This window comes from Phaeobacter sp. JH20_34 (assembly GCF_048056095.1).
Taxonomy (GTDB): domain Bacteria; phylum Pseudomonadota; class Alphaproteobacteria; order Rhodobacterales; family Rhodobacteraceae; genus Phaeobacter; species Phaeobacter bryozoorum.
Genome location: NZ_JAYMWT010000007.1, coordinates 88,704 through 101,271, shown reverse-complemented (window position 1 = coordinate 101,271; position 12,568 = coordinate 88,704). Strand labels below are relative to the sequence as shown.

Here is a 12,568-nt window from a genome sequence, read left to right as displayed (position 1 = left end):
TTTTTCACTTCAATACCTTTGAAGCATCGCGAGGTATGAGCTAGGAATGACGATGCAAAAACAGAAACGGTCCCGTGGCAGACCGAAGTCACAATTCACCGAAAGCAGTGCAGGCACGCTTCAGTCTTTGGATCGTGCCCTTGGTGTGCTGACAGCCATTGCACGCGCGGATCGTCTGACGCTGACGGATTTGTCGTTGACCGTCGGTGTTCCCACAGCCACGACCCATCGCATTCTGATGACCCTGCAAAAGCACAACTTCGTCACCTTCGATGAAGACCGCCAGGACTGGCTCATAGGGATCGAGGCCTTTCGCACCGGCTCGTCCTTTCTGAAACGCAGAAACCTTGCCGAGATCGGGCGCCCCGTCATGCAGCTGCTTATGGAGCAGACCGGCGAGACTGCGAATCTGGCGGTGCCCGCCGCCGCGGAGGTTGTCTTTATCGGGCAGGTCGAAACACATAATCCGATCCGCGCGTTCTTCCCGCCGAGCACGCGCACGGCCATGCATGCCTCCGGCACCGGTAAGGCCATTCTGTCACAGCTGTCAGAAGAGAAAGTCACCCAGTTGCTGACAAAAGCGGGCCTGCAGCAATTCACGGCCAATACCCATACCAGCCCGAAATCCCTGTTCGAGGATCTTGCGCAGATCCGCGCGCGTGGCTGGTCCTTTGACAGCGAAGAGCGCTACGAAGGCATGTCGTGCATCGGCAGCGCGATCTTTGATGAATTCGGCAAACCCTGTGCCGGTGTGTCAATTTCAGGCCCAAGCATCAGGTTTGATGACGCGCATGTTGCACAGTTCGGCGCAGCGGTGTCCAAGGCCGCCGCCGAAATTACCCTCAGGAGCGGCGGCGTTATCCCGGAGCAGATCTGATCTGGATGAGTGCAGCGCCGGTTGCGATGGCCCCTCTGCCCAGCTCTCTTGCCGCGCATCTCACCAATCAGCGCGATGCGCAGCAACACGAACCTCTGCCAGAACCCAACTTGGCGGGGGCTACAGACGCACCGGCCGCACCCCCGTCTCCCCCGTCTCCCCCGTCACCCCGTGTCGCCGCCCCGGCGGACGGAGCGTTTCAGGTCGCCGAGGCGCACCGCCCCGATGATCTGGCCGACGCCGAAATAGACCACCGCGCCCAGCACGATCAGACCCAGCAGTGCGAGGTAGCGCCAGCTGGGCAGGTAGAACAGCCAGCCAAAGCTCTGTACCACGCCGAATAGCGCCAGCCCCATGATGGCGGAGGCCGCCAGGATGCGCAGGCTCCGGTCATAGAAGCGCTGATCGAAGCGCGCGACCTCTCCCATACGGCGGGCCCCCAGCCACAGGCAGGCGACCATCGCCCAGCCCGCCACCGTCGCCGCGATGGCGGGGGCGATCCAGCCCAGATAGGGTTTCAGACCAAAGGCAAGAGCGGCATTGATGACCATCGCCACCAGCGCATAGCGAAATGGCGAACGGGTGTCCTCGCGGGCAAAGAACAGCGGTTGCAGCACCTTTTGCAGCACAAATGCCGGCAGGCCCGCGCCATAGATCGCCACCGCCAGCGCAATGGCGGCCACATCCTCGGCCCCGGTGGCGCCACGCTCATAAAGGACCGACACCAGCACAACAGGCACCGCCAGAAACGCCGCAGTCGAGGGCAGGGTCAGCAATAGCGAAAATTCCCCGGCACGGGAAAACGCATCGCGCCCGCCCGCATCGTCCCCCGCCCGCAGACGGCGCGACAGATCCGGCAGCAGCACGATGCCAATCGCAATCCCCACCACCCCCAGCGGCAGCTGATAGAGGCGATCGGCGACAAACAGCCAGCTCACCGCGTTTTCAATGTCAGAGGCCACCTGCTGGCCGACCACCAGATTGATCTGCGTGACCCCCATCGCCAGTGCTGCCGGCAGCGCCACACGGACGAGCTTCTTCATGCGCGGGGTCCAGCGCGGCAGGCCGGGGCGCAGGCGGATACCGGTCCGGCTGGCGGCGATCCACACCAGCGCCAGCTGTGCAACCCCTGCAACCGGAATGGTCCAGACCAGCCAGGTGATCACCTCGCCCCCCAGCACCGCGCCCGCCACCATGGCCGCGCAGGCAAAGATATTGAGCAAGACAGGCGCCGCCGCCGCCGCCGCAAACCGACCGGTGGCATTCAGTACGCCGGAAAACAGCGCCGCCAGCGACATGAACAGAATATAGGGAAAGACGATCTGCCCGTAGCCCACCGCCAGATCAAACCGCGCATCGCCAACAAAACCGCCCGCCGTGGCCCAGACCAGGGCCGGCATGAACACCATGCCAATCCCCACCAGCAGCAGCACGGTCACCGCCAGCAGGTTAAACGCCTCCTGCGCAAACCCCTGCGGATCCTCGCCGCTCTCCAGTCGCTTGGCAAACATCGGCACAAAAGCCGCGTTGAACGCGCCCTCGGCAAAGAAGCGGCGGAACATGTTCGGCAGCCGGAAAGCGGCCACAAAGGCATCCATCAACGGACCCGGCCCGATATAGGCGGTGATCAGGATTTCACGCAGAAACCCCAGGATGCGGCTTGCCAGCGTCCAGAATCCGACGGTGAGAAAGCCCGACAGCAGTTTGATCGGCTTCATGATCCGGCCCGCTTTGCCCCTTCGGCGATGGCGTTGCGCAGCTTGGCCTCCAGCGATTTCTGTTTGGATTCGGAGTAGTATTTCAACCCGAACATATCCTTCACATAAAACGCATCGACCACCTGCTCGCCATAGGTCGCGATGATCGCATTGGCGATATAGATATTGGCCCCCGCCAGTGTGCGCGCCAGATCATAGAGCAGACCGGGGCGGTCGCGGGTGTCGACCTCGATGATCGTGTAGATCTCCGAGCCATCATTATCAAAGGTGATATGCGTCGGCACGTTAAACGCCCGCTCGCGCTTCTTGATCTTGTCGCGCGATTTCAGCGCCTCGCCGGTGATCACCTCGCCCTTCAGGGTCTTGTGGATCATCTCGCGCAGACGCGGCAGCCGGGCGGCCTCATAGGGGTGACCTTCGGAATCCTGGATCCAGAAGGCATCCGTCACATAGCCGTCCTTGGTGGTATAGGACCGCGCATCCACCACATTCGCGCCCACCAGTGCCAGCGCGCCGGCAATCCGGGCAAAGATGCCGGGGTGATCGGCCATCGAGAAACAGGCGCGGGTGGCGTCGCGATCCTCATCGGGGTGCAGGCGGATGATCACCCCTCCCGGGTCGTCCAGATCGGTCAGTTCGCGCAGCATCTCGGCAAAATCAATATGGGCCGTCACATGCAGCCCCTGCCAATAGGGGTCATAGTGGCGGGCGGTCTCGATCTTCAGATCGGCCTTGGGCCAGTCGGGCAGGGCGGCGCGCAGGGCCTTCTTGGCCTCGGTGCCGCGATGGGCGCGGTTCAGCGCCTCCACGCCATTCTCCAGCGCCTCGCGGGTCTGGTTATAAAGCGCCCGCAGCAGCGCGGCCTTCCAGTTGTTCCAGGTATCCGGCCCGACGCCGCGAATGTCGCAGACCGTCAGCAGCAGCAGCAGGTCCAGCCGCTTGATCGTCTTTACCGCCTTGGCAAAGCCGCGCACCGTGCGCGGATCGGCAATATCGCGTTTCTGCGCCATATCCGACATCAGCAGGTGATAGCGCACCAGCCATTCAACGGTTTCGCTTTCGCTTTTGTTGAGACCAAGCCGGGGCGCCACACGCCGGGCAATCTGCGCCCCCAGGATCGAATGATCCTGCTCGCGCCCCTTGCCGATATCATGCAGCAGCATGGCGACCATCAGCACCTTGCGATTGACCCCCTTGCGGATCACGGTGGAGGACAGCGGCAGCTCGTCCTCCAGCTCGCCCCGCTCGATGGCGGCAAAGTTGGAGATCACCTGAATGGTGTGCTCATCCACCGTGTAGGAGTGATACATATTGAACTGCATCATCGCCACGATCGGCTCGAATTCGGGCACAAAGGCGCTGAGCACCCCCAGTTCGTTCATCCGCCGCAGCGCGCGTTCCGGGTTGCCGTGTTTCAGCAGCAGATCCAGAAAAATCCGCCGCGCTTCCTTGTCGTTGCGCATCTCGTCGTCGACCAGATGCAGGCTGGCAGTGACCAGCCGCATGGCATCCGGGTGGATCAGCATCCCCGTCCGCAGCGCCTCCTCAAAGATCCGCAACAGGTTCAGCTTATCCGCGCAGAAGGCTTCGGGATCAGAGACATCCAACCGGTTGTGCACCACCACATAGCCGGGTTTGACCCTCGGGCGACGGCGGAAAATCCGCTCCAGCAGCGGCTCGCTCTTCTGATGGGTGGCTTCCAGTTTGGTGAGAAAGATCCGGGTCACGTCACCCACCTTGGTGGCGTGGCGGAAATACTCCTGCATGAAGACCTCGACGGCGCGGCGACCAGCCCGATCCTCATAGCCCATACGGGCGGCGACCTCGACCTGTAGGTCGAAACTCAGCTGCTCGGTGGCGCGTTTGGTCAGCAGATGCAGATGCGCCCGCACTGCCCAAAGGAAATTCTCCGCCTTGGCAAAGGAATCCAGCTCTTCCGGGCTGAACAGCCCCATCGGCACCAGTTCGGCGACATCCTGCACCTGGTACAGGTATTTGGCGATCCAATAGAGCGATTGCAGGTCGCGCAGCCCGCCTTTGCCTTCCTTGACGTTGGGTTCCACCACATAGCGTTCGCCCTGTTTCAGGTGGCGCGCATCGCGCTCGGCCAGCTTGGCCTCGACGAAATCGCGGGCGTCCTTGGAAAACAGCTCCGCATTGAGCCGCCGATCCAGATCAGCCGCCAGCCCGGCATCGCCATCCAGAAACCGCTGTTCCAGCATGGCGGTGCGAATGGTGAAATCCTCGCCCCCCAGACGGATGCAGTCACGGATGGTGCGGCTCGAATGGCCCACCTTCAGGCGCAGATCCCACAGGATATAGAGCATCGACTCAATCGCGCTCTCGGCCCAGGCGGTGATCTTGTACGGGGTGAGGAACAGCAGATCCACATCGGACTGCGGTGCCATTTCACCACGGCCATAGCCGCCAACGGCAATCACCGCGATCCGCTCGCCCTGGGTCGGGTTGGCCAGCGGATGCAGCAGGCTGGTGGCTGTGAAATAGGCGGCAGTAACCAGCCCATCGGTCAGATAGACATAAGACCGGGTCAGCGCCCGCGCCGCAAAGGGCTCCTCGGCAAAGGCCTCGGCGATGGCGGCGCGCCCGGCCAGATTGGCCTCGCGCAGGATTTTCACAACGCCAGCGCGCAGCTCCGCCGCCGAGCAATCCCGCGACAGGGCGGTGATGGCGGCGCGCACGGCAACGGCGTCAAAAATTTTGCCGGGGTCGCAGATCAGCGGCCCCAGCAAGGGTGGCAGATGGACGGTGTCCGGCAGCGCTGGATCAGAATCCGGCACCGGCGAAGCTGCTGGGAGCTGGGTCAATAACCACAACCTTCTGTTCTTGGATTGTCGCAACCGCAAGGCCGCGTTCATTGGTGCCATCGGGGCGCAGGCGGAAGATGCCGCCGGTGCCCTGGAACCCATTGCCACGGGTCAGTGCCGCGCCGGTCAGCGCGTCGGATTTGCCGGCACTCACCAGCGCACCGATTGCGGCAATCCCATCATAGGCCAGACCACCGATCGGATGCGGCGCGGCGCCATAGCTGGCCTGATAGCGGCTGCGGAACTGCTGCGACCGGTTGGTGTCGGGCATTGCGAACCAGCCACCCTGCACACCCGGCAGGGCCAGCGTCTGTGCCGGGATATCCCAGCGGGTGAGGCCGATATACTGCGTTACCGCAGGATCGACACCGGCTTCGGGCATCAGCTGCGTCAGCAGGGGCAGGGCGCCTGCGGTATTTGCCGTCAGGAACACCGACTGCGCGCCGCTGCTGGCGACGGTTGACCGGATCGTCGGGATCGCGTTGATCACGCCCTGCTGCGACAGTTCATAGCTGACGGAGCCGTTGATATTTGCCCCGGTCCCGGCGGCGGCACGTTCGATGGCCACGCGGCCGGCCTGACCTGCGGGGTCACTGCCGCTGACGATCACCATATTGCCCTTGCCCTGACGGCTGGCATAGCTGGTCAGGCGTCGCGCGGTATTGTCAAAGGTCGGCCCGAGGATGAAGACATTGCCGCCGGCAATGGCGGTGTTGTTGGAAAACGCCAGCACATTGACGTTGCGCTGTGCGGCGACCAGACCTGCGGCATTTGCGGCCTCGGCATAGACCGGCCCCAGGATGATCCGCGCGCCATCGTTGATCGCGGTGGTTGCTGCGGTTGCGGCCTGCTGCGGCACGCCGGCGGTGTCATAGATCCGCAGGTCGATCTGCGCCCCGTTGAGATCGGCAATCGCCATGCGGGCAGCGTTTTCAAGGCTCTTGGCCAGCAGCGCGTCACCGGGCTGCGCCGAGCCACGCGGAACCAACAGGGCGACCGGAACGGGTTTGGTCGTGTTGATCGACGGCCCGCTGCCAGTCGGCAAGGTGTCACAGGCGGCCAGTGCCAGCGTCGAAACAACGGTTGCAGCGGCCAGTGCCGCCTTGCGGGCGTGTTGAAAAACAGCAAACATAATGGACTTGAAACTCCCTTGTCCGGCGGCGTACGCCGTGTTGGTACCTGAGGGATCATAAACGACCAACAAGGCGGGTCCAGCGTGAATCACAAGATCGTCCATTTGCCATGCGGGCTCTACTTCGTCGCGACGCCCATCGGCACCGCGCGCGACATCACTTTGCGGGCGCTTGACGTGCTGGCCTCCGCCGACATGATCGCCGCCGAGGACACCCGTTCTCTGCGTAAGCTGATGGAAATCCACGGTGTTCCGCTCAATGGGCGGCAGATCGTGGCCTATCACGATCACAGCGGCGCTGGCGCGCGCGGACGGCTTCTGGCGGCGCTGGAGGTGGGGCAGTCCGTGGCCTATGCCTCCGAGGCGGGTATGCCGCTTATTGCCGATCCGGGCTATGATCTCAGCCGCGCCGCCGCCGAGGCCGGGCATCTGGTCACTGTTGCGCCCGGCGCCTCTGCGGCGCTGGCGGCGCTGACATTGGCCGGACTGCCAACGGATGCGTTTTTCTTTGCAGGCTTTCTGCCCAACGCCAGTGGCGCAAGATGCAAACGGCTGGAGGAGCTGGCCGCCGTCCCCGGCACGCTGGTGTTTTACGAATCGCCCAAGCGGATTGCCGCCTCGCTGCGCGACATGGCGGGCGTATTGGGCGACCGGCCGGCGGCGCTCTGCCGTGAAATCACCAAGAAATTCGAGGAGGTGCGCCGCGATACCCTGCTGACCCTCGCCGAAGGGCTGGAACAATCCCCGGTGAAAGGCGAAATTGTGGTTCTGGTGGACCGTGCGCGCGGCGCCAGTGTCAGCGATGGCGATCTCGACAGCGATCTGCGCGCCGCCCTAAAGGACAACTCCGTGAAAGACGCCGCCTCCATCGTTGCCGAAATGCACAATCTGCCGCGCCGCAAGATCTATCAACTGGCGCTCGACATGGCCAAGGACGCAGGCTGAGCATGGCCGGGCGGGCAGATACCCCGCCCGGACGGCCCTCTGCGCGCGGGCTGCGTGGATCTAGGTCCCATCACGCTGGATACGCCGCGGAAGAGCTGGTCGCCCGGTTCTATGAACGCGGGGGATACACGGTCGCGGCGCGCCGCTGGCGCGGCGGTGGTGCCGAAATCGACCTGATCCTGCGGCTTGGGGCGATGGTGGTCTTTGTCGAGGTCAAGCACAGCGTCAGCCGCGATGAGGCGATCGCCCGCATCACTAGCACCCAGATGCAGCGCATGATGACCAGCGCCGCCGGGTTTCTGGCCGGCGAACCTGCCGGGCAGCTGACCGAGTCGCGGCTGGATGTGGCGGTGGTTGATGGCACCGGCAGGGTTGAGGTGATGGAAAACGCCTATGGTCAGGGTTGAGCGTCTCTGCCATTGAACCTGTCGCCAAGCTGGGTCATGTATTCGGCGTGGGCGGTTTGCCCATGTCATTTTGCCCATGTCATGAGGGACTGACATTATGAAAATCGCCTTTCAAATGGACCCGATCACCGACGTTGATATCAATGCCGACAGCAGTTTTCGCCTAGCTGAGGAAGCGCAGGCGCGCGGGCATAGCCTGTTTTTCTATGGCCCCGACCAGCTGGCCTATCAGGAGGGCCGCATCACCGCGCGCGGCCATGATATGACCGTTCAGCGCGTGGCCGGACACCCGGCGGAGCTGGGTCCGCGCCGCGAAGTCGACCTGAGCGACTTTGACGTGGTCTGGCTGCGGCAGGATCCGCCCTTTGACATGCACTATATCACCTCGACCCATCTGTTGGACCGGCTGAAGGGTCAGACGCTGGTGGTCAATGATCCCTTCTGGGTGCGTAACTACCCGGAGAAACTGCTGGTTCTGGATTTCCCGGAGCTGACGCCGCCCACCGCCATTGCCCGCGATCTTGAGACGATCAAGGCGTTCAAGGAAAAACATGGCGATATCATTCTGAAGCCGCTCTACGGCAACGGCGGTGCCGGCGTGTTCCGGCTGGACCGCGACGACCGCAACCTGACCTCGCTGCATGAGCTGTTCACCGGCTTCAGCCGCGAGCCGCTGATCGTGCAGAAATTCCTGCCGGATGTGAGCAATGGCGACAAACGGGTGATCCTGGTCGATGGCGAAGCCGTCGGCGCAATCAACCGGGTGCCTGCGGCGGGGGAAACCCGTTCCAACATGCATGTCGGCGGCCGGCCGGAGAAAATCGGCCTGACCGACCGCGACCGCGAAATCTGCGCCGCCATCGGGCCATTGCTGCGCGAAAAAGGGCAGGTCTTTGTCGGTATCGACGTGATCGGCGACTACCTGACCGAGATCAACGTGACCTCGCCGACCGGCATTCAGGAGCTGGAACGCTTCGACGGCGTCAATATCGCCGAGAAGATCTGGCAGGCGATCGAAGCCAAGCTCTGAGCTCTCGCGTGAGAACACGCCTCAGGCGGCAATCCGAAAACTGATCGCTTCGGCGATATGGGGGCGGCGGACATCCGGCGCCCCATCCAGATCGGCGATGGTGCGGGCGATGCGCAGCACCCGGTGATAGCCACGCGCGGTCAGCCCGAACCGGTCCGCCGCCTGCAACAGCAGGGCCCGACCTTCGCTGTCGGGCGTCGCCACCTCCTCCAGCAGCTGGCCCTCGGCATCGGCATTCTGCCGCAGCTGGGGATGTTGGCGGTAGCGGCTGGCCTGGACCTCCCGCGCGATGGCAACCCGCACGGCCACCTCCGCCGAGGTCTCGCCATCACCCGGCAGGTCCAGATCGGCAAAGCCGACCGGCGGCACATCCACCCGCAGATCGAACCGGTCCATCAGCGGCCCGGAGATACGGCCGAGATAATCCGCCGAACACTGCGGCGCCCTTGCACAGGCGCGATTGGCATCGCTGAGCGCGCCACATTTGCAGGGGTTGGCCGCCGCCACCAGCATGAACCGACTCGGGTAGCTGACATGGGCATTTGCACGTGCCACATTCACATGGCCGGTTTCCAACGGCTGGCGCAGCGTCTCCAGCACTGCCCGGCTGAATTCCGGCAGCTCATCAAGAAACAGCACACCATTATGCGCCAGGCTGATCTCGCCCGGCTGCGCCCTGCGCCCGCCCCCGACAATGGCCGCCATCGAGGCGGTGTGATGCGGCTCGCGGTAGGGGCGGCTGCGCCGAATGCCGCCTTCGTCGATCAACCCGCAAAGCGACTGGATCATTGAGGTCTCCAGTGCTTCGGCCGCGCTTAGCGGCGGCAGGATCGAGGGCAGCCGTGCCGCCAGCATGGATTTCCCCGATCCCGGCGCGCCGACCATATAGAGATGATGTCGACCGGCCGCGGCAATCTCCAGCGCGCGCTTGGCCCGTTCCTGCCCCTTCACATCGCGCAGATCCTTTCCCGCAGGGGGATCAATCACCTCGCCGGGGGCGGCGGGGGGGATCACCATCTGCCCGGTGAAATGCGCCACCACATCCGCCAGACCGCCCGCCGCGATTACCGTCGCATCGCTGACCCAGGCCGCCTCCGCACCCGAGGCCTTCGGGCAGAGCAGCCGCCGTCCTTCGCTGGCGGCGGCCATGGCGGCAGGCAGGGCACCCACCACCGGCACCAGATTGCCATCCAGCGACAGCTCGCCCAGGGCAATGGTCTCAGAGGCCGCCTCGGGCGGGATGATCCCAATCGCCGCCAGCAGCGCCAGCGCGATCGGCAGATCAAAATGGCTGCCCTCCTTGGGCAGATCGGCAGGCGATAGGTTTACGGTGATCCGGCGCGAGGGCAGGGCAATCGACATCGTCGCCAGCGCCGATCGGACCCGCTCGCGGGCCTCGCTGACTGCCTTATCCGGCAGACCGACGATGGAGAAGGCAGGCAAGCCGGGTGCGACCGCACATTGCACCTCGACCGGGCGGGCCTCGACGCCTTGAAACGCAACGGTATAGGCGCGCGAAATCATCTCTCCCCTTTCCGCTGTGGGTAGGGAGAGATGCTTGGCCAACGTGGTTTCGGAGTCGTTAACGCACCGGCGATGCCGCTGCGGTTTTACGTTTTATTCACCCTGATGCCAGGGGGCGCCGGGGCGATGCCGGGGACAGTGAGGTCAGCTCAGCTGCCAGGGTTTGCGCGGCAGATCAATCGGGTAGGGATCGGTTGCATAGCTCACCTCGTCAATGCGGTCCTGCCAGCGGCGCAGCACTGGATCGGACAGGGTGACGCGGCAATAGGCACGCATCTCGTCCGAGACAGGCAGATCAAAGCCGACGATGCGAGCCGCCACTGGCGCATAGAACGCATCCGCGATGGAATAGCTGCCAAACAGCCAGCCATCCTTGCTGCCGGACACATCGCGTGCATGGGCGAACAGTGTTTCAATCCGCTTGAGATCTGCCAGCACCGCGTCAGAGGGTTCAAACCCCTGATAGATATGTGCCAATTGCATCGTGCAGGCGCTGCGCAGCGCACCAAAGCCCGAGGCCATCTCGGCCACCAGCCAGCGTGCCGTTGCCCGCTGGCGCGGATCCTGCGGCCACATGCCAGCCTCCGGGTGCCGTTCCGCAAGCGTTTCGGCGATGGCGACGGTTTCACCAATCACCGTGCCATCCGGCAATTGCAGCGTCGGCAGCAGCCGTGCCGGGGCCAGTGCCGCCATCTTCTCCGCCATGGTGCCCGAGAACATCTCGACCAGCGAGACCTCATGAGGCAGGTTGAATTTTTCCAGCATCAGCCAGCCGCGCAACGACCAGCTGGAATACTTGCGATCACCGATATAGAGTTGATATGTCATGTCGCGAGGTTAGCGCGCCTCAAGTCATTCTCAAACGGAATATTTGTGCGCTAACCCATCACGGAATGTGATTTATTCTACCACGCCCCCAGCCGCGATCCCGGCTGCTGCCCTGATGGGTGATCTCGGTGACCGACAGGTTGTCGATCCGATGCGAAAAGGCCTCCTCGGCGGTCAGCTGCTCGGCGCGCTGGATCTGCGTCAGGATCTGGCCGAAATGGCCAACCACCACCAGATCCCGGCCGCGATGCGCCTCGATCAGACCATCGATGGCTGCGTTTACCCGCGCGCAGACCTGATTCCAGCTCTCGCCGCCGGGCGGGGTCACATCGCCGGGGGTTTCCCAATAGGCGCGGATACGCTCGGGGTCTTCGGCGTCAATCTCGCGCCAGCTGCGCAGCTCCCAGGCGCCGAAATGGATTTCGCGCAGCGCCGACTGGTCCGCCAGCCGCTGCCGGTCGCGCCCGATGGCCGTCGCCGTATCGCGCGCCCGGCTGAGGTCGGAGGACACCACCAGCGCCTCGGGGGGCAGATACCCGTGAAGCCGGTCCAGCGCGGCGGTATCGGACAGATCGGCGGGCAGATCGGACCAGCCAACCATGGATTTGGCATGGGTCGGGCCGTGACGGACCAGAAACAGTCTCGTGATCGCATCGTTGCTCATAGCGTTCCTTTCAGCACCTGCGGCAGCCCGGCGGTGACCAGCACAGCCCGGTCGGCCACCCCGGCCAATGCGATATTCAGCCGGCCCTGCGCCTCGCGGAACTGCCGGGCCAGCGCATTGTCGGGGACGATGCCATGGCCCACCTCGTTTGACACCACCACCACCTCGGCGGCGCAGCGCTGCAAGGCGGCCATCAGCGCTGTCTGCTCAGCAATCAGATCCGCCTCCGCCAGCATCTGATTGCTGAGCCACATGGTGGCGCAGTCCAGCAGGCAGATCTGGTCGGCGCGCAGCGAGTCGAGCACCGGCGCGAGGTCCCGTGGCGCCTCATGGGTGGTCCAGCCGGCGCCGCGCTGATGCAGATGGCGGTCCACCTTGGCCCGCATCTCCTCGTCAAACACTTGTGAAGTGGCCAGATAAACCCTGTCTTTCCCTGAGTTTAGGCAGATTTCCTCGGCATAGGCCGATTTGCCCGATGCCGCACCGCCCAGAATGAATGTGACTTTAGTCGGCACTTTTATTACCCTGAAGCTATCGAGTGTTGCGTGACTGGGTAGCCACGGGTGCGGCGCAACACAAGATGTGTTGACCACGGGCGCGCGTCAGGCCCGCAGAGAT

Annotated in this window: 11 protein-coding genes; 4 read left to right on the top strand and 7 right to left on the bottom strand. The window is 63.8% G+C overall.

Annotation, left to right across the window (positions count from 1 at the left end; genetic code table 11):
* Positions 1 to 52: 52 nt before the first annotated feature.
* Positions 53 to 877, top strand: coding sequence for an HTH-type transcriptional regulator BhcR (gene bhcR / locus VWZ81_RS08210; protein ID WP_416536675.1), 825 nt, complete (start codon positions 53 to 55; stop codon positions 875 to 877).
* Between the two features lie 164 nt (positions 878 to 1,041).
* Here the strand turns inward: bhcR and murJ are convergent, their stop codons facing one another.
* Genes murJ through VWZ81_RS08195 form a run of 3 tightly spaced genes read right to left on the bottom strand, consistent with a single transcriptional unit; the run spans position 1,042 to position 6,552 of the window.
* The gene (gene murJ / locus VWZ81_RS08205; protein WP_416542927.1) at positions 1,042 to 2,595 is read right to left on the bottom strand and encodes a murein biosynthesis integral membrane protein MurJ; all 1,554 of its coding nucleotides are present in this window, start codon (positions 2,593 to 2,595) and stop codon (positions 1,042 to 1,044) included.
* Positions 2,592 to 5,420 (bottom strand): [protein-PII] uridylyltransferase, encoded by a 2,829-nt coding sequence (locus tag VWZ81_RS08200; protein WP_340547335.1) that lies wholly within the window; start codon positions 5,418 to 5,420, stop codon positions 2,592 to 2,594. The genes murJ and VWZ81_RS08200 overlap by 4 nt, the downstream gene beginning before the upstream one ends.
* Positions 5,380 to 6,552: a penicillin-binding protein activator gene (locus VWZ81_RS08195; RefSeq protein WP_340547334.1), complete on the bottom strand. Its 1,173-nt coding sequence runs from the start codon at positions 6,550 to 6,552 to the stop codon at positions 5,380 to 5,382. Before VWZ81_RS08195 ends, VWZ81_RS08200 begins: the two co-directional genes overlap by 41 nt.
* An 84-nt stretch (positions 6,553 to 6,636) precedes the next feature.
* On the opposite strand from VWZ81_RS08195, the gene rsmI reads away from it, so the two are divergent.
* From rsmI to gshB, 3 genes are all read left to right on the top strand, one after another.
* Positions 6,637 to 7,497 carry a 16S rRNA (cytidine(1402)-2'-O)-methyltransferase gene (rsmI, locus tag VWZ81_RS08190; protein WP_416542926.1) on the top strand — a complete coding sequence of 287 codons (861 nt, stop codon included), beginning with the start codon at positions 6,637 to 6,639 and terminating at the stop codon, positions 7,495 to 7,497.
* A 50-nt stretch (positions 7,498 to 7,547) separates the two neighbouring features.
* Positions 7,548 to 7,904: a YraN family protein gene (locus VWZ81_RS08185; protein ID WP_416543032.1), complete on the top strand. Its 357-nt coding sequence runs from the start codon at positions 7,548 to 7,550 to the stop codon at positions 7,902 to 7,904.
* A gap of 97 nt (positions 7,905 to 8,001) precedes the next feature.
* A complete protein-coding gene (gene gshB, locus VWZ81_RS08180; RefSeq protein ID WP_340547332.1) occupies positions 8,002 to 8,934 on the top strand; it encodes a glutathione synthase in 933 nt (310 codons plus the stop codon).
* 21 nt (positions 8,935 to 8,955) lie between these two features.
* Here the strand turns inward: gshB and VWZ81_RS08175 are convergent, their stop codons facing one another.
* From VWZ81_RS08175 to cobU, 4 genes are all read right to left on the bottom strand, one after another.
* On the bottom strand, positions 8,956 to 10,458 hold the full coding sequence (locus VWZ81_RS08175; protein WP_416539958.1) for a YifB family Mg chelatase-like AAA ATPase: 1,503 nt from the start codon (positions 10,456 to 10,458) through the stop codon (positions 8,956 to 8,958).
* Between the two features lie 144 nt (positions 10,459 to 10,602).
* Positions 10,603 to 11,286 carry a glutathione S-transferase gene (locus VWZ81_RS08170; RefSeq protein ID WP_416542925.1) on the bottom strand — a complete coding sequence of 228 codons (684 nt, stop codon included), beginning with the start codon at positions 11,284 to 11,286 and terminating at the stop codon, positions 10,603 to 10,605.
* A gap of 58 nt (positions 11,287 to 11,344) precedes the next feature.
* On the bottom strand, positions 11,345 to 11,950 hold the full coding sequence (locus VWZ81_RS08165; protein WP_416542924.1) for a histidine phosphatase family protein: 606 nt from the start codon (positions 11,948 to 11,950) through the stop codon (positions 11,345 to 11,347).
* Positions 11,947 to 12,465: a bifunctional adenosylcobinamide kinase/adenosylcobinamide-phosphate guanylyltransferase gene (gene cobU, locus VWZ81_RS08160; protein WP_416542923.1), complete on the bottom strand. Its 519-nt coding sequence runs from the start codon at positions 12,463 to 12,465 to the stop codon at positions 11,947 to 11,949. The genes VWZ81_RS08165 and cobU overlap by 4 nt, the downstream gene beginning before the upstream one ends.
* Positions 12,466 to 12,568 lie beyond the last annotated feature (103 nt).